General features: G+C 65.8%; 21 protein-coding genes and 2 tRNA genes. 11 read left to right on the top strand and 12 right to left on the bottom strand.

The features are described 5' to 3' along the window. Positions 1–149: 149 nt before the first annotated feature. Positions 150–629, bottom strand: a complete 480-nt coding sequence (coaD, locus tag F6S87_RS03915) for a pantetheine-phosphate adenylyltransferase (protein WP_163227293.1) — start codon at positions 627–629, stop codon at positions 150–152. Positions 630–1,007: 378 nt separating this feature from the next. Between coaD and F6S87_RS03910 the strand changes: the two genes are divergently transcribed. Beyond that, positions 1,008–1,271 carry a DUF3039 domain-containing protein gene (locus F6S87_RS03910; protein ID WP_231129377.1) on the top strand — a complete coding sequence of 88 codons (264 nt, stop codon included), beginning with the start codon at positions 1,008–1,010 and terminating at the stop codon, positions 1,269–1,271. A 274-nt stretch (positions 1,272–1,545) separates the two neighbouring features. Here the strand turns inward: F6S87_RS03910 and F6S87_RS03905 are convergent, their stop codons facing one another. Together F6S87_RS03905 and F6S87_RS03900 are read right to left on the bottom strand one after the other, a co-directional pair. Continuing rightward, positions 1,546–2,556: an aldo/keto reductase gene (locus tag F6S87_RS03905; RefSeq protein WP_163227292.1), complete on the bottom strand. Its 1,011-nt coding sequence runs from the start codon at positions 2,554–2,556 to the stop codon at positions 1,546–1,548. 203 nt (positions 2,557–2,759) lie between these two features. Further along, a complete protein-coding gene (locus F6S87_RS03900; RefSeq protein ID WP_163227291.1) occupies positions 2,760–2,927 on the bottom strand; it encodes a hypothetical protein in 168 nt (55 codons plus the stop codon). Between F6S87_RS03900 and F6S87_RS03895 the strand changes: the two genes are divergently transcribed. Continuing rightward, positions 2,916–3,284 carry a hypothetical protein gene (locus F6S87_RS03895; RefSeq protein ID WP_163227290.1) on the top strand — a complete coding sequence of 123 codons (369 nt, stop codon included), beginning with the start codon at positions 2,916–2,918 and terminating at the stop codon, positions 3,282–3,284. The genes F6S87_RS03900 and F6S87_RS03895 overlap by 12 nt on opposite strands. Before the next feature lie 58 nt (positions 3,285–3,342). Here the strand turns inward: F6S87_RS03895 and F6S87_RS03890 are convergent, their stop codons facing one another. The 4 genes from F6S87_RS03890 to F6S87_RS03875 form a co-directional block, all read right to left on the bottom strand. Then, a complete protein-coding gene (locus F6S87_RS03890; RefSeq protein WP_163227577.1) occupies positions 3,343–4,455 on the bottom strand; it encodes an ADP-ribosylglycohydrolase family protein in 1,113 nt (370 codons plus the stop codon). Positions 4,456–4,824: 369 nt separating this feature from the next. Beyond that, on the bottom strand, positions 4,825–5,586 hold the full coding sequence (gene rph / locus F6S87_RS03885) for a ribonuclease PH (RefSeq protein ID WP_163227289.1): 762 nt from the start codon (positions 5,584–5,586) through the stop codon (positions 4,825–4,827). Positions 5,587–5,680: 94 nt separating this feature from the next. Beyond that, positions 5,681–6,349, bottom strand: a complete 669-nt coding sequence (gene rdgB / locus F6S87_RS03880; protein ID WP_163227288.1) for an RdgB/HAM1 family non-canonical purine NTP pyrophosphatase — start codon at positions 6,347–6,349, stop codon at positions 5,681–5,683. Between the two features lie 23 nt (positions 6,350–6,372). After that, positions 6,373–7,716 carry a nicotinate phosphoribosyltransferase gene (locus F6S87_RS03875; RefSeq protein WP_163227287.1) on the bottom strand — a complete coding sequence of 448 codons (1,344 nt, stop codon included), beginning with the start codon at positions 7,714–7,716 and terminating at the stop codon, positions 6,373–6,375. Between the two features lie 440 nt (positions 7,717–8,156). Here F6S87_RS03875 and F6S87_RS03870 point away from each other — a divergent pair, with 440 nt between their 5' ends. The 3 genes from F6S87_RS03870 (at position 8,157) to F6S87_RS03855 (ending at position 13,610) form a co-directional block, all read left to right on the top strand. After that, positions 8,157–9,926 (top strand): peptidoglycan bridge formation glycyltransferase FemA/FemB family protein, encoded by a 1,770-nt coding sequence (locus F6S87_RS03870; protein ID WP_163227286.1) that lies wholly within the window; start codon positions 8,157–8,159, stop codon positions 9,924–9,926. Positions 9,927–10,465: 539 nt separating this feature from the next. Further along, positions 10,466–12,145 carry an aminoacyltransferase gene (locus F6S87_RS08990; RefSeq protein WP_231129318.1) on the top strand — a complete coding sequence of 560 codons (1,680 nt, stop codon included), beginning with the start codon at positions 10,466–10,468 and terminating at the stop codon, positions 12,143–12,145. 199 nt (positions 12,146–12,344) lie between these two features. Next, a complete protein-coding gene (locus F6S87_RS03855) occupies positions 12,345–13,610 on the top strand; it encodes an aminoacyltransferase (RefSeq protein ID WP_163227285.1) in 1,266 nt (421 codons plus the stop codon). A gap of 289 nt (positions 13,611–13,899) precedes the next feature. Here the strand turns inward: F6S87_RS03855 and F6S87_RS03850 are convergent, their stop codons facing one another. From F6S87_RS03850 to F6S87_RS03840, 3 genes are all read right to left on the bottom strand, one after another. After that, positions 13,900–14,913, bottom strand: coding sequence for an AEC family transporter (locus F6S87_RS03850; RefSeq protein ID WP_163227284.1), 1,014 nt, complete (start codon positions 14,911–14,913; stop codon positions 13,900–13,902). A 94-nt stretch (positions 14,914–15,007) separates the two neighbouring features. Continuing rightward, positions 15,008–15,088: transfer RNA gene (locus F6S87_RS03845), tRNA-Leu, on the bottom strand. Between the two features lie 77 nt (positions 15,089–15,165). Beyond that, positions 15,166–15,241, bottom strand: a tRNA-Thr gene (locus F6S87_RS03840). A 112-nt stretch (positions 15,242–15,353) separates the two neighbouring features. On the opposite strand from F6S87_RS03840, the gene F6S87_RS03835 reads away from it, so the two are divergent. The 3 genes from F6S87_RS03835 (at position 15,354) to rplS (ending at position 19,473) form a co-directional block, all read left to right on the top strand. Beyond that, positions 15,354–16,580: a mannose-1-phosphate guanylyltransferase gene (locus F6S87_RS03835; RefSeq protein WP_163227283.1), complete on the top strand. Its 1,227-nt coding sequence runs from the start codon at positions 15,354–15,356 to the stop codon at positions 16,578–16,580. A gap of 224 nt (positions 16,581–16,804) precedes the next feature. Continuing rightward, positions 16,805–18,502: a glucose-6-phosphate isomerase gene (pgi, locus tag F6S87_RS03830; protein WP_163227282.1), complete on the top strand. Its 1,698-nt coding sequence runs from the start codon at positions 16,805–16,807 to the stop codon at positions 18,500–18,502. 605 nt (positions 18,503–19,107) lie between these two features. Next, a complete protein-coding gene (gene rplS / locus F6S87_RS03825) occupies positions 19,108–19,473 on the top strand; it encodes a 50S ribosomal protein L19 (protein WP_163227281.1) in 366 nt (121 codons plus the stop codon). A gap of 64 nt (positions 19,474–19,537) precedes the next feature. Here rplS and F6S87_RS03820 read toward each other — a convergent pair whose 3' ends face one another. Then, positions 19,538–20,080 carry a MarR family winged helix-turn-helix transcriptional regulator gene (locus F6S87_RS03820; protein WP_163227280.1) on the bottom strand — a complete coding sequence of 181 codons (543 nt, stop codon included), beginning with the start codon at positions 20,078–20,080 and terminating at the stop codon, positions 19,538–19,540. Between the two features lie 552 nt (positions 20,081–20,632). Between F6S87_RS03820 and F6S87_RS03815 the strand changes: the two genes are divergently transcribed. The 3 genes from F6S87_RS03815 to F6S87_RS03805 all read left to right on the top strand — a co-directional run bounded on the left by F6S87_RS03815 (position 20,633) and on the right by F6S87_RS03805 (position 24,127). After that, positions 20,633–22,111: an MDR family MFS transporter gene (locus F6S87_RS03815; protein ID WP_163227279.1), complete on the top strand. Its 1,479-nt coding sequence runs from the start codon at positions 20,633–20,635 to the stop codon at positions 22,109–22,111. 174 nt (positions 22,112–22,285) lie between these two features. After that, positions 22,286–23,026, top strand: a complete 741-nt coding sequence (lepB, locus tag F6S87_RS03810; RefSeq protein WP_163227278.1) for a signal peptidase I — start codon at positions 22,286–22,288, stop codon at positions 23,024–23,026. 162 nt (positions 23,027–23,188) lie between these two features. Further along, positions 23,189–24,127: a ribonuclease HII gene (locus F6S87_RS03805; RefSeq protein ID WP_163227277.1), complete on the top strand. Its 939-nt coding sequence runs from the start codon at positions 23,189–23,191 to the stop codon at positions 24,125–24,127. On the opposite strand, the gene F6S87_RS03800 is transcribed toward F6S87_RS03805, so the two are convergent. Further along, complete coding sequence (locus F6S87_RS03800; RefSeq protein WP_163227276.1) at positions 24,124–25,068, bottom strand: AEC family transporter; 945 nt, start codon at positions 25,066–25,068, stop codon at positions 24,124–24,126. The two genes, F6S87_RS03805 and F6S87_RS03800, sit on opposite strands and share 4 nt — an antisense overlap. Between the last annotated feature and the right edge of the window lie 22 nt (positions 25,069–25,090).

The following is a 25,090-nucleotide window of genomic DNA, read 5'->3' as shown; positions in this document are numbered from 1 at the left end:
CATCGCTCATCCGAACTCCTTCGCCGTCGTTTCCCACCAGCCTACGCCACTGCGCGACGATTTTCGAATTGTTCTGCCGCCCGCCGGCCCTCTTCCCGATGTCGCGAGGCCGGCCTCCGGGCCCGGCCTCGCGACATCGGGAGATGAATTTACAGCAGCAGCCGCGCCAGCATCGGCACGACTTCGTCCGGTACCATGCCGGTGACGTCGCCGCCGTGCCGCGCGACGTCCTTGACGACGGAGCTGGAGATGTGCTCGAGGATCGGGTCGGCCGGCAGAAACAGTGTCTCGACGCCGGCGAGCTTGCGGTTGACGAGCGCCATGCCGAGCTCCGCCTCGTAGTCGCCGTTCTGCCGCAGGCCCTTGACGATGACCTCGGCGCCGACCTGGCGGCAGTAGTCGGTGATCAGGCCGTCGGTCGACGCGACGGTGAAGTTCTCGATGCCGGCGTCTTCCAGCGCGCGGCGGATGATGGAGACCCGCTCCTCTTCGGTGAACAGCGGCGTCTTCGCGGCGTTGACGGCGACGACGACGTGCACCTCGCTGAACAGCTTCGCACAGCGCATGATGACGTCGAGATGGCCGTTCGTCACAGGGTCGAACGACCCGGGGCATACAGCAATAGTCATGCGGCCAAGCCTAGCCGTCCCACTGCCCGTTTCGCCAGTCGTTGCCAGTGGTTGCGCAAGTCGCGGGCAATTGCGAGGCAGGCGATGGCAACCGTGAACCAGTCGGCAGCGGCCGCGAAACGTCCGCCGGCGACCGTGCAACACTCGCCGGCGCCGCGGCCGCTGGCCGGCGGCGGCGAGCGGCTACAATTTTTCTAGTTATTCTCTAGTTGCGGAGGTTTCGTGGGTGGGCTCGGCGGCGGAGACGGACGGCTTTATAGTGGAACGAGCGAATAATTTAGAGGAGTAATGATGTTTGCCAGCGACTTGATTGGTGATGAAATTCTGAACGATGCGCCCGTCGGCACGACCATCCGCAACTTCGGCGGCGACGATCCGATGGATCCGTCCGCCAACCCGGATTCGTCGACCGGCACGGCCGTGCTCGAGCGTCCGAAGGAAGAGGAGCAGACCCGCCGGTCCGACAACGGCGACGCCGACCGCTTCGCCCACTACGTGTCCCGCGAGCGCATCGCCGAGTCCCGCATGACCGGCCGTCCGGTCGTCGCCCTCTGCGGCAAGGTCTGGGTCCCCAAGCACGACCCGAGCCAGTATCCCGTCTGCCCCGACTGCAAGCGCATCTACGAGGAGATGATGCGGTAACACTTTTCCGCAGGAACGCAACCCCACTCGGCTCCCTGGAAGGGAGCTGGCGAGCGCAGCGAGCCTGAGGGTCGACCGGCCGTCGCGCCGAAGGCGCGCGGACGCGCTGGAAGTTGAAAAGTCCCGTAGAACCAGAGTTCTACGGGACTTCTTGCGTTCCAGCGCGCACTCGTCGCTTCGCGACGTCGTGCGGTCGACCCTCAGCCTCGCTCCGCTCGGCAGCTCCCTTCCAGGGAGCCAGGGCGCCAGGGCGCCAGGGCGCTTCTACCGGGCCTCAGCGGCCGGCGATCTCGTCGATCTTCGCGAGCTCGTCGTCGGAGAACGTCGTGTTCTGGATGCCGCGCAGGTCGTCGAGGACCTGGGACGGCTTCGAGGCGCCAACGAGGACCGACGTGACTTCCTTGTGGGCGAGCAGCCACGCGACGGCCATCTCGGCGAGCGTCTGGCCGCGGTCGGCGGCGATCGCGTTGAGGTCGCGGATCTGCTGCAGGCGCGACTCGGTGAGGTCCGCCTTCGACAGGAAGCGCGGATCGTGCGCAATGCGGCTGTCGGCCGGAATGCCGTTGAGATAGCGGTCGGTCAGCAGGCCCTGCTCGAGCGGGGAGAACGTGACGAGTCCCTTGCCGAGCTGGCCGCACGCGTCCAGCAGGCCGTTGTGCTCGACGGTGCGGTCGAGGATGTTGTAGCGGTTCTGGTTGATGATGAACGGCACGTGCATCTCGTGGAGCATCTCGGCGGCCTTGGCCATCGTCGGGCCGTCGTAGTTCGACAGGCCGACGTAGAGCGCCTTGCCGGAGTGGACGGCCTGCGCGAGCGCGCCCATCGTCTCCTCGAGCGGCGTCGACGAATCCATGTGGTGATGGTAGAAGATGTCGACGTAGTCGAGACCGAGCCGCTGCAGGCTCTGGTCGAGGCCGGCGAGCAGGTGCTTGCGGGAACCGAGGTCGCCGTACGGGCCGAACCACATCTCGTAGCCGGCCTTCGACGAGATGACCATCTCGTCGCGGTGGCGCGCCATGTGGCGGTGCAGGATCTCGCCGAAGTTGCGTTCCGCCTGGCCCGGTTCCGGACCGTAGTTGTCGGCGATGTCGAAGTAGGTGATGCCGTTGTCGAACGCCGTGAAGATGATCGACTTCATCTGCGCCATCGGCGTCAGGTCGCCGAAGTTGTGCCACAGGCCGAAGCTGACCGGCGGCAGCTTGAGGCCGCTGTCGCCGCAGCGACGGTACTCGAGCTTGTCGTAGCGGTCTTCGGCGGCGACGTACGGGGGTTGCTGTTCCAGCATGGGTTGGGTTCTGCCTTTCCAAACAGGACGGTGCGGTTCGCGGCTCGTGGCGCCGCGTTCCGCACCGTCGGATAATTGACGAGTTAGACGATTCACATGACGTGAATGGCTACTCGGGGTCTTTGATTGGCGTGCGTGCCGTGCACGATTGGGTCGAATCGTGCGAGTCCGTTCGCATGATTCGCACGATTATTGTTGTCCGGTCAGACGCCGACACGGTAGCGGCGCGTCGCCTTCGCGAGCGCTGCCTTCCGGGCCGTGCGGCGCAGCAGCCTGGCGGTCCGGGCGGTCATTGCGGCGGCGGGCGCCCCCATGACCTGCTCGAGCGTACGGGTCGGCACCGCCCTGCGGCGGCTTACATGACGGTTCATCAGATCATCCTCTTCGTTGAGTTTTTCTTCCTTTTTGCGGCCGTCCGTCTCTCCGTTGATCAGATCGGCCGTCTCCCAATTATGCCCGTTTCCGCCGCGTTTGTCACAGGCGTTTCGTGCGTCTTTCCGGACGAACTGGAAGCAAGGTCATGTTCCGGAGGAGCCCGGCGTGACCTCCCTTCCAGTTTGCCGGACAAGCTGGAAGCAGGGTCATGTTTCAGGGGTCTCAAGCGTGACCTTCTTTCCAATTTTCCGGACGAACTGGAAGCCGGGACATGTTTCGGGGGTCTCGGGCGTGATCTTCCTTCCAGTTTGCCGGACAAGCTGGAAAGAAGGTCACGTTTTGAAGGGGTTTAGCGTGACCTTTCTTCCAGCTCGGCGGACAAGGTGGAAGGAGCATCCGGAGAGGGGCGCATCACTGCATCGTCGCCAGCCGCAGGCGGACCAGGCCGATGGCGGTGGAGTCGATGTCGAGCCGGTTGATGTCCTTGAGACGCGTGACGACGGGGACGCGCTTGTCCTCGCAGAAGGCGTCGGGGCCGTACTGGGCACCGAGAATCGCGCCGGTGATCGCCGCGATCGTGTCGGTGTCGCCGCCGAGCGACGCGGCGAAACACAGCGCGCGTGTCGGATTCGTCATGAATCGTGCCGCCGTCGCGAACGCCGCCGGGACGCTCTCGTTCGCCTCGACGCTGGTGCCGCAGTCGACGCGCAGCGCCGCCGCGAACTGGTCGTCGTCGAGCGCCGTCGCCGCGCTGGAACGGCTCCATTCGAGGAAGTAGCGGGTGCGCGCGAGCACGGAGGCCTTCGGACTCCAGTAGCCGCGGCCCGGCAGCCCAGCGACGTACTCGAGCGCGTGCGCCAGCGGATCGTCGTCGCCGCCCATGCCGAGGCTGACGGCGGCGGCGACGAGCGTCGTCGCCTCGATGCCCTGCGTCGTGTTGTGGGTGACGAGGCACGATTCCTGCGCCATCTTCGCGAGCAGCCGGTCGGGCGCCTTCATCGAGAACGCGATGCCGATCGGCGCGGCGCGCATGGCGCCGCCGTTCGTCGTGCCGTAGCGGCCGGTCTCGTCGATCGGGACGCCCTCGGTCAGCGCCTGCAGCGCGGCCTTCGTCGACGGGCCGAGCAGGTCGAGCGATCCGCGCGCCTTCATCGCGGCTTCCCAGACGAGCAGGTCCTTCGCGTAGCGGTCGTTGTCGAGGCGCGGGCGCGGCGGCATCGCGAGGCCGCCGGTGTCGATGACGGCGGCCGGCGCGTCGAGCCTGGCGTGGACGTCGGTTTCGTCGCTGATCAGCGTCTTGTTGTCATTGATGAGACGATTCGCGAGCACGAACGCCTGCTCGGTGTCGTCGGTCACCGATCCGGCCGGCATGTTCGGCGCGATCGGCTGCTCGGGCACCGCATCCATCAGCTTCGTGACGGGGCCACCATAATATTGGTCGATCTGCGCGGGGGACATGCTCTGTGTCGGCATGCCGAGCGCGTCGCCGAGCGCCAGACCCGTCAGCGCGCCGCGCGCCCGCATGATCAGGTTGTGCACGTGGGGGACGTCGTCCTCGACGATGTCGTCGTCAAAACTGGTGGTCATCATGCCTCCAATCGAGTCCGCGGACGGGGGTATCCGCGGCCGGTTCACGCAACTGCCACGTGTCCTGGACGTGCGATCCGGTCGCGCCCGTGCGACCAGCGATCCGACGCCCGACAACTCTCATTTTTTTCACGTGGCGCGGCGGCTCACAGGCCGCCGACTTGACCACACCAGTATAGGAGCACGTCCTTGTGACTCCGTCATTCCGGCGGTTCGGGGGTATGACTTGTCGGATTGTGGCATCCAAAGGAAAAGCCCCCTGGAAGGGGGCTTCTTGCCTTGTGCATGTTGTACATGCAAACGGGACTACTCGGCGAGCGCCGCCTGCTGCGCGGCCTGCAGTTCCCTGTTGCCCTTTTCGGCGAGGTCGAGCAGCGTGCCGAGTTCGGCGCGGCTGAACGGCCGGTGCTCGGCGGTGCCCTGGATCTCGATGAAGTCGCCGGAGCCGGTCATCGCGACGTTCATGTCGGTCATCGCGGCCGAATCCTCGATGTACGGCAGGTCGAGCATCGGCACGCCGTTGATGACGCCGACCGAGACGGCGGACACCGAGTCCTTGAGCACCCTCTTCGCCGAGCGGATGTGACGGTGCTTCTCCGCCCAGCGCAACGCGTCGACGAGCGCGACGTACGCGCCGGTGATCGATGCGGTGCGCGTGCCGCCGTCGGCCTGCAGCACGTCGCAGTCGATCTGGACCTGGTTCTCGCCGAGCGCCTTCATGTCGACGACTCCGCGCAGGCAGCGGCCGATCAGCCTCGAGATCTCGTGCGTGCGGCCGCCGATCTTGCCGCGGACCGATTCGCGGTCGGTGCGCTCGGCCGTCGCGCGCGGCAGCATCGCGTATTCGGCCGTCACCCAGCCGAGGCCGCTGTCCTTGCGCCAGCGCGGTACGCCCGCGGTGAACGTCGCCGTGCACATCACTTTCGTGTTGCCGCACTGGATCAGCACGGAGCCTTCCGGCACGTCGGTGAAGTTTCGCGTGATCGTGACCGGACGCAGCGCGTCGACGGCGCGCCCGTCGGCCCGCTTGACGTCGCGGTCGCCCAGCATGTCGGTAATTTGCACCATGATTCTTGCCTCTCGTCGTTGGTTGCGCTGGCTCGCCTGCCCAACATGCGCCCCAACCGCACGTCCCGGAGCCCGCGTCATTGCATTCTCCATCCTACCCGAGCAGCGACTCGACGGCTGGGGCGAGGGCGTGCAGGGCCTGGCCGCGGTGGGAGATCGCGTTCTTCTGCTCGGCGGTCAGCTCGGCGCTCGTCAGCGATGCTCCTTCGACCGGCTGCTCGTCGGGCTGGAAGATCGGGTCGTAGCCGAAGCCGTTGGCGCCGCGCGGCTCGCGCAGGATGACGCCGGGCATCTCGCCGACACAGACCGTCTCGTCGGCGATCGCATACGTGCCGTCGTCGCGCCGCTCGCCGGGCACGACGAGCGCGGCGGCGCAGCGGAAGCGCGCCGTGCGCTGCCCGTCGGGAATGTCGGCGAGCTGCGCGAGCAGCAGCCGGTTGTTCGCTGCGTCGTCGCCGTGCACGCCGCTCCACCGCGCCGACAGGATGCCCGGCGCGTTGCCCATGACGTCGACGATGAGCCCCGAATCGTCGGCGATCGCCGGCAGCCCGGTCAGCCCGGCGACGAAGCGGGCCTTGAGCAGCGCGTTCTCCTGGAACGTCACGCCGGTCTCCACCGGATCGGGCAGGCCGAGCGCGCCGGCGGAGACGAGCTCGAACGATCCTTCCGCCTCGAGCCCGTCCGCCTCCAGCCGCTCGGCGACGATCCGGTTGATTTCGCGAAGCTTGCCTTCGTTGTGCGTGGCCACGACGATCTGCTGCATTGGAGTTCCTTACTGTTGAAAAATCAGAGCACTGTGATGTCGGTGGGGATGGCCGGGTCGCCCTTCATCAGGGACTGGGCGGTGACCGGCAGCTCGGCGAGGCTGGCGGCGTGGTGGGCCTGGGCGTTGACGATCGCGTCGTGGCCCTGCCAGGACGAATCGTTCTCGCCGTGGCGAACGAACTCGACGAGCAGGTCGCGCCAGTTGTCGGGAGCGGTCGCCGGGAACGCGGCGAGCTTCTCTTCCGAGCCGGCGACGACGTGCTCGCCGTCGGCCAGCGCGACGGTACCGTCGCCGGCGCCGTCGAACGAACGATACGCGAGCTTGCGGCCCGGCACCGTCGCCTTGTCCTTCGACTTCTTGGCGACCGGCACCATCCGGCCGTCGTCGCCTTCGCGTTCGGCGAGCTTGTAGACCATCGCGCAGGTCGGCGCGCCGGAGCCGGTGACGAGCTTCGTGCCGACGCCGTACGAGTCGACCGGCGCCGTCTGCAGGCTTGCGAGCGCATACTCGTCGAGGTCGTTCGTCACCGTGATCTTCGTGCCGGTCGCGCCGAGCGCGTCGAGCTGGTTGCGCACGCGCTGCGCGAGCGACGCGAGGTCTCCGGAGTCGATGCGCACGCCGCCGAGATCCGGTCCGGCGACCTCGACGGCGGTGCGGACGGCTTCCTCGATGTTGTAGGTGTCGACGAGCAGCGTCGTGTCGCGGCCGAGCGCGGCGACCTGCGATTCGAACGCGTCGCGCTCCGAGTCGTGCAGCAACGTGAAACAGTGGGCGGCGGTGCCGATCGCCTTGAGGTCGTAGAGTTGCGCGGCCAGCAGGTTCGCGGTGCCCTGGAAGCCGCCGATGACGGCGGCGCGCGCGGCGGCGACGGCGGCCCATTCGTTCGTGCGGCGGCCGCCCATGTCGAAGCAGGGGCGACCGTTCGCGGCCGACGTCATGCGGCTCGCGGCCGACGCGACGGCGGAATCGTAGTTCAGGATCGACAGCAGCAGCGTCTCGAGCAGCGTGCATTCGCCGAACGTGCCCTCGACCTGCAGGATCGGCGAGTTCGGGAAGAAGCACTCGCCTTCGCGGTAGCCGCGAATGTTCCCCGTGAAACGGAAGTTCTCGAGCCAGCGCACCGTCTCCTTGCTGACGATGTGTCGGTCGGACAGGAACTTGAGGTCCTCGTCGGACAGGTGGAACTTCTCGAGTTCGTCGAGAATGCGGCCGGTGCCGGCGACGACGCCGTAGCGCCGTCCCTCCGGCAGGTGCCTGGTGAAGATCTCGAAGACGCACTTGCGGTTGGCCGTGCCGTCGCGCAGCGTCGCGTCGAGCATCGTGTATTCGTACATGTCGGTCATCAGCGCCGGTGAGTAATCCATGCCGTCCCTTTCAGCAAAGCCGTCTTGCGTGGCAAGCGTGCCGCCCGTTCGGCGGCATGCGGCTTTTTCAGCAAGCGTTTGGTCTCCAGCGTAGTCGGCTCCCCGCATCTTCGCCGGCAATGGTCGCCTTCCGGCGCGGGTTGCGTCCTCTTCCTGGTGTCACGATCCGGCGGTCCGGTCACGGGATTGGAACATGAAAAGAAGGAAGGCCGGATTGCTGGAGAACGACTCAAAAATTCGTGGCAAGTTGCTCAATGGTGGAGGGGTTCGCCGGCGGAGAACGGGGGCGATTTGGCGGGAGAATCGTTGCAATTGCAACGATTCATGGATTCTTTCCATTGGCTGAATATTGTCTGGATGTCCAGTTACCGCCGACGTCACCGTGTTATGTTGCCCCCTAACCACCCCCGTTTCCCTTCCGACCCCTTGAGAGGATTGTCATGCGCACGCTCAGCTTCGTTCCGTTGTCGGCCGACGAATTCGAGGAGTTCGCCGCCCGGCAAGCCGACGCCAACTTCCAGCAGACAGCGGCGATGGGCAAGCTGCGACGACGCAGCGGCACGAAGGTCGCCTACGTCGGCGTTCGTGCGCGCACCGTCCCCGGCTCTTCCGTCGCCGACGCGCTTCGCGCCGTCGCCGACGACGTCGAGGAGATGGACGATTCGCCCGTCGACGACGAGACGGCCGACGTCGAGCCGGTTGGCGACGTCGAGCCGGTTGGCGACGTCGAGCTGGACAATGACGCCGAGTCGGCCGATGACGCCGAGTCGGCCGATGACGCCGGGCTGGCCGACGGCGCCGAAACTGATGCCGGGCTGGCCGATGGCGCCCCCGAGGCGGCCAATGTCCCCGCCGAGCCGGCTGTCCGGGACGATCCGATCGTGGCGGCGGCGCTCGTGGAGATCCACGGGTCGGGGCTCGCGAAGTTCGCCGTCGTCCACGACGGGCCGCTGCTCGACTACCACGATGCGCCGCTGCTGGAATTCTTCATGCGCGCGCTGACCGGCTACGCCCGCAAGCGGGGCGCCGCACAGCTCGAGATCACGCCCGAGTCGCCGTACCTCGTCCGCGACTCCGAAGGCCGCAGGATCCGCCCCGACTCGACGCCGGTCACGTTCGCCGCCGGCAACGCGATGCCGCGCCGTGCGAAGAAAAGCGCTGGCAAGCGCTTCGGCGCCCGCGTGGCCGCCGCGGCCGATGTCGCGACTGATGCGACTGGCGCGCCGGCCGGCACGACTGGCGCTCCAGCCACCGGGGCGTCCGCGAAATCCGGAACGTCCGCAATTTCCGACCGGCCGGCCGCCGACTTCGCCGGCCTCGGCCCGCTGCGCCCCGACGGCGGTACCGTGCGCGCGCTCGAACGGCTCGGCTTCCGCCACGGCGGCTTCACGACGGGTTACACGGCGATCCCGCGCTGGCGGTATGTCAAGGACCTGCGCGGCATCGGCGACGAGGACGAGCTGCTGGCGTCGTATGCGAAGAACACGCGCCGCAACGTCAGGATCGCGAACGATTCCGGCGTGACAGTGCGGCGGATGGATCGTGCCGAACTCGGCACGTTCCACGACGTCTGCCAACTGAGCTGCGAGAAGCAGGGCTTCACGAACCGGCCGGTCCAGTATTTCCGCGACCTCCACGATGCGTTCGGCGACGACGCCGAGTTCCTCGCCGCCGAGATCGACTTCCGGCAGTACCTCGGGACCTGGCAGGCCAAGCGCGACCGGTTCGCCGCCGACGTGGCCCGGCTGGAGGAATCGCTGAAGACGGCGAAATATCCCGACACCGTCGAGCGCAAGCTCGCCGCGGCGAAGAAGACGCTCGCCGCCGCCGACCGCCGCGTCGGGCAGGCGGAGCAATACCTCGCCGACTTCGGCGACACCTTCGTCGCCGCCGTCGGGCTGTTCGTCTGGAACGGCCGCGAAGCCGTCTACCTGTTCTCGGGCGCCGACGAGCGATTCGCGAAGTTCTACGCGCCGACCGCGCTGCAGCATCAGGTCATGAGCGAGTGCGTGCGCCGCGGCGTCGACCGCTACAATTTCTACGGCATCGACGGCGTCTTCGACGATCCGTCCGACGCCGGCCGCGGCGTCCTCGAGTTCAAGCAGGGCTTCGACGGCTACGTCGAGGAACTCCCCGGCGAATTCGACATCGTCCTGCGCCCCGCCCGCTACACCCTCAAGCGACTCGCCCACAAACTGCTGCGCCGGTAGTCCCGCAGTCCCGGCAGGCTTCCTCTCCGACTCTCGGAGCCGTTACGAATCTTCCGTTTTTCTCCGGCCCGGACGATTCATAACGAAATTTGCCCACGAATCGTTACAAATCGTCCCTTTCCCGGCGGAAGGGGCGGATAGTAACGGAATCAGCGGTTGGAACGTTACTTTTCGCCCGTTTCCCGGCGGGACGGGCGAATAGTAACGAAATTGGCGGTTGGAACGTTACTTTTTGTCCGTTTTCCGGCGGAAGGGGCGAATAGTAACGAAATCGGCCACCAGATCGTTACAAATCGTCCGTTTCTTGGCGGAAGGGGCGAATAGTAACGAAATCGGCCGCTAGAACGTTCCTTTTCGCCCGTTTCCGGCGGGAACGGGCGGTTGGTAACGAAATCGGCCCCGATACTCGCCGGCGGGTTGATACCGGCACCGGTCTATTATGCAGAGATTGTTAGTGACACTTCTTGCATGGACGGCGCCGGCGGCCGAGGGCCGCGACGGCGCGACGGCGACGAGACGAGGGACACGAGGAAGCCGATATGCGTTCGTTTTCAATGATCACGCTGACGCCGAAGGAATTCGACGAGTTCTCGGCGGCGCATCCGCACGGCAATTTCCAGCAGACGTCGGCGATGGGCCGGCTGCGCGCGATCGAGGGCACCGAAATCGAGTATCTGGGCATCGCCGACGGGGAGAAGGTCGTCGGCGGGGAGAAGCTCGCCGATCGGGAGAAGCTTGCCGGCGGGGAGAAGCTTGCTGGCGGAGAGAAGCTTGCCAGTGGGGAGAAGTTCGCCGCCGACGGTGGTGAAAACGTTGGCGGGACGGGCGACAATGCAAACGTTGCGCAGGGAGACAGGAAGGTGCCGAACGTCGTCGCGGCGTGCGTCTTCGAGACGCATCGGTCGCGCATGAGCACGTTCTCGGCCGTCCACGACGGCCCGCTGATGGACTACGACGACGCCGAACTCGTCAGCTTCTTCCTCGCCGCGCTCAAGCAGCACGCGAAGGCGAAGGGCTCGGCGCAGCTCGAGATCACGCCGGAACAGCCCTACCGCGTGCGCGACACGAACGGCGCCGCGCTGGACGGCTTCGTCGCTTCGGTTTCCGGGAACGATTCGCACATGTCGGACGATTCGCGCATGTCGGACGATTCCCGCGGCTCGGACGATTCCCGCGGCGCGTCCCCGTCCGCGGCTTCCGCGAGCGCCGCCGATTCGTCGGCCTCCTCGAAGTCCGCCGCACCGAAGTCCGCCTCCTCGAAGTCCGCCTCCTCGAAGTCCGCCGCACCGAAGTCCGCGAGCGCCCCCGCGCTGCCCGCCACCATTCCGGCGGACTCCCAGCTCGTCCCGGACGACCGGATCGTCGACAACCTCTCGATGGTCGGCTTCCGGCATGGCGGCTTCACGACCGGTTACACGGCGGTGCCACGCTGGCGCTACGTCAAGGACCTGACCGGCATCGAGACGGCCGACGAGCTGCTCAAGTCGTTCACGAAGCGCACGCAGTGGAGCGTCAAGCGCGCCGCGTCGATGGGCGTGCACGTGCGCGAGCTCGGCGCCGACGAACTCGGCACGTTCGCGAGGATCGAGCAGGAGACGGCCGAGCGCCGCTCGTTCGGCTTCCGCGGCGAACAGTACTTCCGGGACTTCAAGGAAGCGTTCGGCGACCGCGCCCACTTCCTCGCCGCCGAGATCCACACGGATGAATACGTTCGCAGCATGGAGGAGAAGTGCGAACGTTTGCGCCAGTCGGTCGCCAAGCTGCAGGCCAAGTACGACGCGCACCCGACGACGAAGACGGAACGCCAGCTGGGGGAGGAGTCGCGCAACCTCGCCGCAGCCGAGAAGCGGCTCGCCGAGGCGAACGAATTCGCGAAGGAAGGCGACGTGCTGACCGCCGCCGTCTCGCTGTTCGTCGAGCATCCGCGCGAGACGATCTACCTGTTCTCCGGCTCCGACGACCGCTTCAACTCGTTCTACCCGTCGGCGCTCATCCAGTACGAGGCGATGCTGCGCTACTGCGTCGAGGCCGGCGTGCCGCGCTACAACTTCTACGGCATCGACGGCGTCTTCGACGATCCGCATTCGGAAGGCCGCGGCGTGCTCGAGTTCAAGCAGGGCTTCGACGGCTACGTCGAGGAGCTCGCCGGCGAATTCATGGTGCCGGTGCGCCCGCTCGTCTACCGCTTCAAGACGTGGGCGAAGCGCTTGATGAAGTAGAAGAAGCAGGCGAAGCAGGAGAGGCGGGAACGGCGGAGGCGCCCGCCGGAATCTCGCGGGCGGCAGGCCCGCGGGAATCGTTCCGGCAGGCGGCCGTCCAGCCGTCTCCAAAGAAGACAACCCTATAATTTCAATAATTTTGACGATTCTACCGACGGGACGACGTCCCGGAAACTGGCGAAAGGCTGCTGTGGTGCGGATGAGCGAAGCGTGGAGGACGCGCGAACTGACCGAGGAAGAACTGGACGAACTGTCGGCGACGAGTCCGGCCGGCGGCTTCCAGCAGACGTCGCGGTTCGTCGAGATGGAGAAGGCCAGCGGCACGCAGACCGAGATCGTCGGCCTCGTCGACGAGCACGACCGGCCGGTCGCCGGCACGCTCGTCGCGTACACGCCCGGCAAGATGGGCGTGCAGGGGTCGGTGTGGCTCGGCCCGCTCGTCGATGCCGACAATCCGGCGATGGTGACGGCGATGACCGGGGCGCTCCGGGCGTCGGCGAAGCGGCACGGCGCGATCAGTGTCGCCGCGTGGCCCGGCGACCTGTACCGCAAGTACACGTCGGACGGCGAGCCGGACGGCCAGCCGGAGGCGGCGCTGATGGAGAACTACGGCAACGCCGGCTGGCGGCACGAGGGCTTCACGCGCGGCTACGGCTCGATCATCAACAACTGGGTGTACGTCAAGGACCTCACCGGCCTGGACACGCCGGACGCCCTGCTCAAGACGTATTCGAAGAACACGCGCCGCAACGTGAAGATCGCGCGCAATTCCGCGGTCCAGGTGCGGCGGATGGATCGTGCCGAACTCGACGTCTTCCATGCGATCTGCGAGCTGAGCTCCGAAAAGCAGCATTTCCAGAACCGCGACCTCGCGTATTTCCAGCGGCTGTACGACGCGTTCGGCGACCATGCCGACTTCATGGTCGCCGAGATCCACCTCGACGACTACCTCGCCGGTTGGGAAGACAAGCTCGCGAAATTCTCGAGGGACGAGACACGGCTCGAGAAGTCGCTGCAGACGACGAAGTATCCCGAGGACGTCGAGCGCAAGCTGAAGACGGCGAAGCAGAACGTCGAGTCGGCGCACCGCAGGATCGCCGACGCGAAGCAGCGCATCGAGCGCGACGGCCACGTCGTGCCGGCCGCCGTCGGCCTGTTCATCTGGCACGAGCGCGAGCTCGTCTACTACTCGTCCGGCTCCGACGAACGCTACGCGAAGTTCTACGCGCCGACCGCGCTGCAGCACGAGATGATGAGCCGCGCGATCGCCCGCGGCCTCAATCGCTACAACTTCTACGGCATTTCCGGCATCTTCGACGATCCGTCCGATCCCGGCCGCGGCGTCCTCGAGTTCAAGCAGGGCTTCAACGGCTACGTCGAGGAGCTGCCCGGCCAGTTCACGCTGCCGGTCTCGAAGCTCCGCTTCGCCGCCCTGCAGGCCGCCCACAAGGTGCTGGGCCGCTAGCGGGAACGGTTGCTCGCCGGAGGGCTCCGCCCTCCACCTCGCAACCGGCGTTCGCTTCGCGAACGCGTCGACCCTCAGTCGGCTTCGCCGACAGCTCCCTTCCAGGGAGCTCTTTCCGTTGAGTCCCCCAGTGGTTCTTTCCGTTTCCTAATCCCCTGGAAGGGGATCGCTGAGGCGAAGCCGAAGCGAGGGGTCGACTTACGGAGCGTAAGTGGTTGCGTTCCGTAAGTCGACCCCCCCCCAGGCTCGCTTCGTTCGCCAGCCCCCCCTTCCAGGGGGCTTTTCTTTCCTAGGCGACCACCAGGTTGACGCAGGTCATCAGGACGAGGCTGATGACGGCGGTGAGGCTCAGCGTGAAGCCGGCGAGGCGGGCGTTGCCGATGACCTGGTCGGTGAACAGCGTCGAGAAGACGGGGATCGGCGCGAGGCAGCAGAGCATGACGACTTCGCGGGTGGCCGGGTCGAACGGCAGCAGGAACCACGCGGCGACGGCAAACAGGATGCCGAGCGGCAGCCGCCAGCCGAGCACGCGCAGCACGGCGACGACGTCGGCCTTCGACGACGGCAGCTCCATCAGCATGCCGACCATCAGCATCGCGAGGAACGCGTTGGCGTCCGACAGCGGCTCGATCGCCGTGACGATCGCCGCCGGCAGGTGCCAGCCGAACACCATGAACAGCACCATGACTACATAACAGTCGAACGGCACCGACGAGACGAAGCCGCGCACGACGTTCTTCAGCAGCGCCACCCGCTCGAGCCGCCGGGCGTCGCGGTCGTGCGGGCGCACCCGCGGCAATGTCGGCGCCTCCGGATCGGCGTGTTCCTCCTCGATCTGCTCGCCGAGCGTGCGGCCCGGCTTGATGTGCAGCATCGTCTGCGTCATGACGTTCGTGCCGCCGGCGACCATCAGGCTGTTGCCGATGTCGAACATCGCCGCCGGCACGATCGCGGCCGGCCCGAAGAACGCCTGCGCCACCGGAAACACGAAGCAGCCGATATTGAAGCCGCTGGCGTTGAGCATGAAGAACGCGCGGTTCGCGACCGGCATCCGCTTGCTCGCGAAATACTGGATCACCACCGGCAGGAACGCCGCGACGAAGCCGAACAGCGTGATCCACAGCAATGACAGGTCGTGCTCGCGCGTCGAGAACGAGTAGACGATGGCGCACGGCAGCACGAGGTTGAACAGTGCTTCCTGCACGATCCGGTAGTCGCGCGGGCCAAACTTCCCGCATCGCTTGAACAGGTAGCCAGCCACGATGACGGCCAGCAGGCCGATCGGCTGCACGATTGCGGACACGATGCTCCCTCGACTTTCTCGGCCCCGTTGCTCCGGCCACGTTGCGACGGCCACGCCGGGCCGGCCGCCACCGCTGACCCGGCTGTCCGGAAAGTGCGCGAGATGGGACTCGAACCCACACGACCGAAGTCACAGGAACCTAAATCCTGCGCGGCTACCATTACGCCACTCGCGCGTGCTAGTCATACTGTATGACGATTCTTCCGTCATGCGGTAAAACAAAAGCCCCGGTGTCCGTGGACATCAGGGCAGTGGAGCCGCCTGACAGAATCGAACTGTCGACCTGCTCATTACGAGTGAGCCGCTCTACCGACTGAGCTAAGGCGGCGCGCGTCAGGCAGCCATCCGGCCGCTATCAGTGCACAATCACGAGAGTTTAGGGGAACGGTCCGGCGAACGCAACTCGGCGTGTCGTGGCTGCAATTGCTACGATTGCCCCCATGAGTGTTTCGAATGGATTCGACGATTTCTACGCCATCATCCCGGCGGGCGGGACCGGCACGCGGCTGTGGCCGCTGAGCCGCGAGGATCGTCCGAAATTCCTCTACGACCTGCTCGGGCAGGGCCGCACGCTAATCCAGTCGACGTTCGACCGGCTTGCGTCGATCGCCGGCATCGACCACGTCAGCATCTCGACCGGCGAACGGCACGTCGCCGCCGTGCGCGAACAGCTGCCGGAGCTGACCGCCGACCATATCTTCGCCGAGCCGATGCCGCGCGACAGCACCGCCGCGATCGCGCTCGCCACTGCCGTGCTCGCGCGCCGCCACGGCGACGACATTGTCGTCGGATCGTTTGCCGCCGACCATGTCATCCGCGGCAAGGCGGCGTTCATCGAGGCCGTCCGGCAGGCCGTCGAGACGGCGCGCGCCGGCTACGTCGCGACGATCGGCATCGCCGCCAGCCGCCCGTCGACGGCATTCGGCTACATCCACGAGGGCGACTCGCTCGCCGCGAAGATTCCGGACGCCCCGGACGCCAGGATCGTCGAGCGATTCGTCGAGAAGCCGAACGCCGCGACGGCGCAGGCGTACCTGTCGACCGGCGAATACCGCTGGAATGCCGGCATGTTCGTCATGCGCGCCGACGTGCTGCTCGGACGGCTCGCCGAATACAAGCCGGCGCTCGCCGAGTCGATCGGCAAGATCGCCGACGCCATCGTCGAGGACGATCGCGACTACGAGCAGGCCGTCGCCGGCTACCGCGCCGCGAGGGCCGACGGCTCGGCCGTCTCCGACGCGCCCGACTACGCCGACTTCCATGCGCACCGTGACGCGGCGATGGCCGAGTACTGGCCGGGACTCGAGAAGGTGGCGTTCGACTACGCCGTCGCCGAGCCGCTGTCGGTGGCCGGCGGCGTGGCCGTCATCCCCGGCGACTTCGGCTGGGACGACATCGGCGACTTCAACTCGGTCGCCGCGCTGCTGCCGAGCGCGAACGAGAAGAACATCAAGATCCTCGGCGACGTCGACCAGGTCGTCTACGTCGACTCGGCCGGCGACGTCGTCGTTCCGGCCGCCGACCGCACGATCGCGCTGCTCGGCGTCAACGACATGGTCATCGTCGACACGCCAGACGCCCTCCTCGTCGCCCCGCGCGCCCGCAGCCAGGAAGTGAAGACGATGGTCCAGCACCTGCAGGACTGCGGCAACGAGGAAATCCTCTGACTGCGAACTCCCTCCCTGGAGGGAGGGAGTCAAGGTCTAGGCCGAATCGTTTTACCTACCCCCGTGAGAGTTTTTGTGCGATCTACCATCAAACGAACACCCCGCACTGTCTGCTTTTGTGAGTATCTTTTACGGTGAATGCAAACGGTTGCAGGAGACGTCGTCACATGCGCAGACGGTTTCCCGCGACGAGGCATCGCATGATGATGAAAGGAACCAATCCCATGGCTATCAATCCGCCAGTTGACGCCACTCAGACTCCGGCGTGGGCCGCGCTGCAGAAGCACTACGACGAGCTCCAGTCCGAGGGCATCAGCCTGAAGCAGTGGTTCGCCGATGACGAGGACCGCGTGGAGAAGCTGTCGTTCGACGCCGGCACGCTGCACTTCGACCTGTCCAAGAACCTGATCAAGCCGGAGACGCTGAAGCTGTTCGCCGACCTCGCCAAGGATGTCAAGCTCGAGGAGCGCACCAAGGCGATGTACGAGGGCGTGCACATCAACAACACCGAGGACCGCGCCGTCCTGCACACCGCGCTGCGCCGCCCGGCCGAGGACGAGGGCAAGTACATCGTCGACGGCCAGGACACCGTCAAGGATGTCCGCGAGACCCTCGAGCGCATCTACGCGTTCGCCGACAAGGTCCGCTCCGGCGAGTGGAAGGGCGTCTCCGGCAAGGAGATCAAGACCGTCGTCAACATCGGCATCGGCGGTTCCGACCTGGGTCCCGTCATGGCGTACGAGGCGCTGAAGCCGTACGCTGACGCCGGCATCGAGGCCCGCTTCATCTCGAACATCGATCCGAACGACCTGGCCGAGAAGACCAAGGGCCTGGATCCGGAGACCACGCTGTTCATCGTCGTTTCCAAGACGTTCACCACGCTGGAGACGCTGACGAACGCCCGCGAGGCCCGCACCTGGCTGCTCGAGGAGCTCAAGGCCAAGGGCGCCATCGACGGCTCCGACGAGCAGAACAAGGACGCCGTCCTCAAGCACTTCGTCGCCGTCTCCACCAACCTGGAGAAGGTCGCCGAGTTCGGCATCGACCCGCAGAACGCCTTCGGCTTCTGGAACTGGGTCGGTGGCCGCTACTCCGTCGATTCCGCCGTCGGCACGTCGCTCGCCGTCGTCTTCGGCCCGGCCCGCTTCGAGGAGTTCCTGTCCGGCTTCCACCAGATCGACGAGTACTTCGCCAACACGCCGTTCGAGAAGAACGTCGTCGTGCTGATGGGCATCCTGAACGTCTGGTACCGCAACTTCTTCAAGGTCGCCTCGCACGCCGTGCTGCCGTACGACCAGTACCTGCACCGCTTCCCGGCCTACCTGCAGCAGCTGACGATGGAATCCAACGGCAAGTCCGTGCGCTGGGACGGCACCCCGGTCACGACCGAGACCGGCGAGATCTTCTGGGGCGAGCCGGGCACCAACGGCCAGCACGCCTTCTACCAGCTCATCCACCAGGGCACCCAGCTCATCCCGGCCGACTTCATCGCGTTCGCCAACACGCCGAACCCGCTGAAGGACGGCGACCAGGACGTCCACGAGCTGCTGCTCGGCAACTACTTCGCGCAGACGAAGGCCCTCGCGTTCGGCAAGACCGCCGACGAGGTCCGCGCCGAAGGCACGCCGGAGGACATCGTCCCGGCCCGCGTCTTCGAGGGCAACCGCCCGACGACGTCGATCTTCGGCGTCCGCCTCGATCCGTTCGCGCTCGGCGAGCTCATCTCCCTCTACGAGATGATCACGTTCGTCGAGGGCACCGTCTGGGGCCTCGATTCCTACGACCAGTGGGGCGTCGAGCTCGGCAAGCAGCTCGCCAAGCAGATCACGCCGGCCATCTCGAAGGACGACGACGCGCTGCTCGCGCAGGACGCCTCCACCCGCAGCCTGATCAACTTCTACCGCAAGGTTCGCGAGTTCTGATCGCCGCTGCGAGCGCCTAAGACTTTCCGTCGGCGAACACGCACACATCCGTCGTCGGGAAACCAGTGAAGGAAAGTGAATGTCCCCGGCTCCGCAAGGAGTCGGGGACATTTGGCTTCTGGGAAAGAGCTCCCTGGAAGGGAGCTGCCGAGCGAAGCGAGGCTGAGGGTCGACCGGCCGTCGCGCCGAAGGCGCGCGGACGCGCTGGAACGCTCCGTTACGACGAAACCCGAGTCCCGTCCGTAACGGAACGTCCCAGCGCGCTCTCGCTGCCTTCGGCAGCATCGGCGGTCGACCCTCAGTCGGCTTCGCCGACAGCTCCCTTCCAGGGAGCTCTGTGTTGCAGGGCGCTTCTGCTTCTTGATTCGGTCCCGGTACACCCTTATAATCGACGCTTGTTGTGCCGGAATTTCGGTTGCCGCGTAGGCCGGAATTCCCGTGGGTCCAGCCGGGCGTCCGCGAGGATTGCCTCCCGGCGGATCGGCATCCTCCCGCCGGCAAACCGGCGGGTCGAGAATCGAACGGAAGAATCGTGCAAATAATCATGGAACGATTCCTCCGCTCCTACCCGTCATCGATGCGCGGCGGTGAGTAGAGGAAACATTATGGTGAACGCAATCGAAGCTTTTGACGCCAAGCACATGAAGCCGGCCGAGGAAATCCCGGATTTCCGTCCCGGCGACACCGTTGACGTCAACGTGAAGATCCAGGAAGGCAACAACAGCCGTATCCAGACCTTCACCGGCGTGGTCATCGCCCGCCAGGGCGCCGGCGTCCGCGAGACGTTCGTCGTCCGCAAGATCAGCTTCGGCACCGGCGTGGAGCGCCGCTTCCCGCTGCACTCCCCGGCCATCGACTCGATCAAGGTCGTTCGCCGCGGCCGCGTCCGTCGTGCGAAGCTGTACTACCTGCGCAACCTGCGCGGCAAGGCCGCCCGCATCGTCGAGCGTCGCGACAACAAGGCCAAGTGATCGGCCGACTCGCCAATACTGCAACGGCGGTTCCGGAATGCTCCGGAACCGCCGTTTTCGTATGTCACTCCATCGCCGCTGCGGAGACCGTGTCGCCGACGTCGGTGGTGCGGTCGGAGACGGCGAGGTTGGCGGTTTCCGACGTGTCGACCGGGGTGACGGCGTCGCGGGTCAGCGGGTGCTTGCGCATGATGTCGATCGTCTGCTCGGCGGTGCGCAGCATCCATTCGCGGTCGGGGTCGTCGAGCCCGGACAGATACTCCCAGACGGAATCGTGCATCGCCTTGAGGTAGCTGGCGATCTGCCTGCTGCCGGTCCCGGTCAGCTCGGCGACGACGACGCGGTGATTCTCCGGGCTGCGGCTGCAGGCTACGAGCCCGAGCGCCTTGAGGTGCTTGACAGCGCGCGACGTCTGCTCGGGCGCGCGCTCGAGCCGCTTGCTCAGCGCGCCCATGCTCTGCGGCCCGTTGAGCGACAGCGAGACGAGGACGTCGATCTGCGTCTTCGCCGTCACGCCGGCCGGCTTGCCGGCGGACATCGCGCGGGTGAACAGTCCCGCCCATCCCTGCGCGCCGAGCAGGATAATCCCGAGATCCTTGTCGTCCAAGTTTCGCTCCTGTGTTGGGTTGTTGCTGGCGAAGAAAAGTATTCATTGGAACGATTCGTCCACCCTGCGGTGCGTCACGCTCCGATAGTCGTGTTTCACGGTCCATCTGCCGTGTGTCGTGCCCGCCTTGCGGTGTATCACGCTCTCCGGTTGGTGTTTCACGGACGCATCGCGATGCTTCATGTTCGATTTTCGCCGTTTTGCGTCCGGTCTGCACCGTTTTGCGTCCGGCTTGCGCCGTTCCTCAATCCAGTTATAGTCCGCATTTGCCGCCTGCGCCCGGCGCGGACGACACGGAGTCTGTGATCTTCGCCACATTAGTTGACGATTGTCAAGTGTACTCGTTACGATTGACGATCGTCAAGTAAGAAACGTCACGGCACCGTTTCGGACGGCCATCAATCAGCCGCGAAACCGCGTGCCATCGCCGATTCGCCGCACCCAACCCCGGACGAATCGTTCGAACATAACAAGGGATCCCCAACCAATCACTTCCGGAGGCCAATTTTGAGTTCCCCAGCAACGCAGGCGGCTACCCAGCCGTCGCAGAAGATGACCAAGAAACAGGTTGTCATGGTCGTCATCCTCATGCTCGGCGCGGCGCTGTCCGTGCTGAACCAGACGTCAGTGTCCCCGATGCTGCCGTCGATCATGGAGCAGATGAACGTCAGCTCCGCCACCGCGCAGTGGCTCGTGTCCGGCTACACGCTGGTCATGGCCATCTTCGTGCCGGTCAGCGCCTACTTCATGGAGCGCTTCACCACCCGCAAGATCTTCTTCACCGCGATCATCATGTTCATCGTCGGCTCGGTGCTGTGCGCGATCGCGCCGAACTTCGCCATCCTGCTCATCGGCCGCTGCCTGCAGGGCGGCTCGGCCGGCATCCTGATGCCGCTCGCCACCGCCGTCATGCTGCTCGTCTTCCCGCTTGAGAAGCGCGGCACCGCGATGGGCCTGTACTCGCTCGTCAACATGCTGATGCCGGCGCTCGGCCCGTCGCTGACCGGCTTCCTGACCGACGCGATCGGCTGGCAGCGCGTCTACATCGGCATCGGCGCCATCGCGCTCGTGCTGGCGCTGCTCGCCATCCCGACGCTGTCCAACTACGGCGACACCGCCGACGTCAAGCTCGACATCCCGTCCGTCATCCTGTGCTCGCTCGGCCTGATCGGCGTGCTGTACGGCATCTCGGAGATCGGCAACAGCGGCATCGACGTCATCACCGTGCTCGCCGTCGTCGTCGGCGTGGTCATCCTCGGCTTCTTCTGCCGTCGCCAGTTCAAGCTCGAGCAGCCGCTGCTCGACCTCAACGTCTTCAAGTTCTTCCGCTTCACGATGGGCCTGTGCATCCTGATGGGCTTCCAGCTCGTCGTCAACGCGAACGCCGTCGTGCTGCCGCTGTTGATGCAGCAGGGCCTCGGCATGACCGCGTCCCAGTCCGGCCTGGTCTCGCTGCCGGGCTCGCTGATCGCCGCCGTCGGCGCCCTGTGCGCCGGCAAGCTCTTCGACAAGTACGGCGCCCGCATCATCGCGACGATCGGCGCCTGCGTGCTGCTCGTCGGCTACGTCGGCCTGACGTTCACCGGCATGGGTACAAGCCTGGGCATGCTGATGTTCTGGAACGTCTTCTGCTCCGCCGGCCTGATCTTCGCCACCACGCCGCTGAACACCTGGTGCCTCGGCTTCCTGCCCGACGAGCTGATCCCGCACGGCAACGCCGTCTCCAACACGATGCGCCAGGTCGCCGCCGCCGTCGGCACCGCCGTCCTGGTCTCCGTCATGAGCATGGTCGAGACCGGCCGCATCAATATCGGCGAGGCCGTCACGACCGCGACGATCGCCGGCGCCAAGACGATGTACATCATCGTCGACGTGTGCATCGTCGTCATCGCCCTCGCCATCGCGATCTTCGTCAAGGGCAAGGAGAAGACGTACGAGAAGGCCGCCGCGACGGTCCTCGAAGCCCGCGAGGACCTCGAGGAAATGGAGGAGGCTGATGCCGCAAAAAAATCGATGGAGATCGTCGAATGACTGACCTCGTCGACGACTGACTGATCCCGCATCATATGGAGCTCCCCGTTCGGGGAGCTCTTTCTTTGTGACATCTGTGCATGTGACTGCCGTTCGCGCGAATCGTTCTGTAAGATGGGAGCGTTTGGACGAAACGTCGCCGGCGTCGGCGGCCGGGCAGCGAAGGGAGCCGCGATGACGAGCAGTGACGGGCACGATTCCCGCGAGAACCGTACCGATTCCGCCGACGCCGACGACCTCAAGCCGTTCACGTGGCGCGACATCGTCGTCTGGTGCGCCATTCCGATCCTCATTGTCCTCGTGCTGCGCCTGTTCCTGTTCGGCATGTACGTCATCCCGACGAAGTCGATGGAAGACACGATCATGCCCGGCGACCGTGTCATCACGACGAAGCTCGCGCCGAAGCTCATCAAGCTGCAGCGCGGCGACATCATCGTGTTCAAGGACCCGGCGAACTGGCTCGCCGACGAGCAGGGCGCCGGCACCGAATACCTGATCAAGCGCGTCATCGGCCTGCCCGGCGACGTCGTCGCCTGCGAAGGCAACGGCGCGCCGATCACGATCAACGGCGTCGCGATCGACGAGTCGAGCTACCTGAAGCCCGGCGTGGAACCGAGCTCGTTCTACTTCAAGGTGACGGTGACCGCCGACCACGTCTTCGTCCTCGGCGACAACCGCGCGAACTCGTCCGACTCCCGCTTCCACCAGGACGACGGCGACAACGGCCTCGTCCCGATCGGCGACGTCGTCGGCCTCGCCTTCGCCCGCTACTGGCCGCTCAACCGCATCGGCTGGCTGAGCTCCCATCACGACGTCTTCGCCGACGTCCCCGATGGCACGGCGACGACTTCGTCGTCTTCGTCGTCTTCGTCGTCTTCATCTTCTTCATCCTCGTCTTCGTCCGCTTCGTCCTGATGTTTTTTGTTCGTGACATCCCGGGAAAGTCCCCTGGAAGGGGACCGGCGAGCGCGTAGCGCGAGCCGAGGGGTCGACGCGTTCGCGAAGCGAACGCCGGTTCTCGAGTGGAGGGCGTAGCCCTCCGCAAGAGAACCGATGGCAACCGCTATAGTTGACCTCATGGCAGTCACCGAAATCCCCACGCTCGCATTGGAAACGGCGCTCGCGACCGACGGCCCGCTCCCGCAATTCTCGAAGCATGCCGGCGAAACCGCTTCCACCGTCGTCGACGGCTACGATTCGCCCGACATCATCGTCGGCTTCGACGAAGTCGGCCGCGGGTCGCTCGCCGGCCCGGTCATGGTCGGCGCCGCCGCGATCCGCGCGGCCGACTTGCCGGTGCTGGATGTCCCGGCCGGTGTTGCCGACTCGAAGATGCTCACCGAAAAGCGCCGCGAATCGATCTACGACGAACTCGAGAACTGGGCCGCCGCCTACGCCGTCGGGTCGTCTACCTCCGCCGAAATCGACGAATGGGGCATCTCGCATGCGCTGGGCATCGCCGCCCTGCGCGCGCTGGCCGCCGTCGAGACGCTGTTGCTATGCCCGGACTTCGAGGGCATCGCGGTGCCGGCGGAGGCCGCCGTCGAAGACATCCTTGCCCGGCCGGTCATCGTGGCCGGCAGGGGAGCGGACGCCGCTTCCGACCGTCACGATCCCGTGATCGGATCCCGGGAGCGCGACACCCAACAAGAAACGGAAGAATCGTTCCATTCCCGCGACGAAAACCGTCCGCTGCGCATTCTCGGCATCCTCGACGGGCCGTCGGACTACATTTCGAAGGCCATTTACACGTTCGACGCGCCCGATCTCCCCGTCGTCCCGCGGATGACAACGCAGGTCAAGGGCGACCGCCACTGCGCGACGATCGCGACGGCGGCCGTCATCGCGAAGGTGACGAGGGACCGGCTGATGGAGCAGCTCGGCGACCTGCCGGCCTACGCGCCGTACCGCTGGCGCGACAACAAAGGCTACGGCTCGCAGGCCCACCGCGACGCCATCCGCGACCACGGCGTCACGCCGTTCCATCGCACGAGCTGGAAGCTGCTCAAGGACTAGCTCAGCAGGAACGCCACAAGCGCGATGACGATGGGGCTCGTGACGGTCGACAGCAGGATGCCGTCGCGCGCGAACGTCATGCCGACGTTGTAGCGGGCGGCGTAGTTGTAGACGTTCTGGCCGGTCGGCAGCGCCGCGAGCACGACGCACGCGTACAGCGTCGGGCCGCGGAAGCCCATGACGAAGAATGCCAGGATGAACGCCGCGATCGGCATGACGACGTTCTTGAGCACGGCGACGGTGATCGTCGCCGAGCGGCCGCGCTTGTCGGCCATCGGCTTCGTGCCGTACAGCGACATGCCGAACGCCATCAGGATCATCGGGACGGCCGAGTCGCCGATCATCGAGATCGGATCGTCGATGAAACTCGGGATGACGAAGTAGCCGACCTTCGACGAAATCAGCGAGACAATGATGCCGAGCAGCGTGCCGATCAGCAGCGGCTGGTGCAGCGGCTGCTTGAGAATGTCGCGCACGCGCACGCGGCCCTTCGTCGTCACGTCGAGGACGGTCAGGCCGACCGGCGTGAACACCGCCTGCTGCATCAGCAGGATCGGCGCGACGAGCGCCGGGTTGCCGAGAATGTACGTCGCGATCGGCAGGCCGATGTTGTTCGAGTTCAGGTACAGCGAGTTCAGGCAGCCGATCGTCGCGTCCGGCGCCTTGAGCTTGAAGAAGAAATGATTGAGGATCAGGAAGACGACGCCGACGGCCATCGCGGAGAAAAAGGCGACGATGATCGACGAGTCGAAGATGACGCCCAGCGATTCCTGCGACAGGATGTCGAACATCAGGCACGGGCTCGCGACGAAGAAGCTGAATCGGTTGAGCACATACTGGGCGTTCGGGCCGCCGATCCGCATCCGCGCCGCAATGTATCCGACGAGGATCACGATGCCGATGACGCAGAATCCTTCCATCGCGCTGATCAGCCCAGCCATACCACTTCCATCTCTCTCTCAC

This window comes from Bifidobacterium choloepi (assembly GCF_010667615.1).
GTDB lineage: Bacteria > Actinomycetota > Actinomycetes > Actinomycetales > Bifidobacteriaceae > Bifidobacterium > Bifidobacterium choloepi.
Note: the sequence above shows the minus strand (reverse complement) of the source record. Positions and strands in the feature narration are given on the sequence as shown.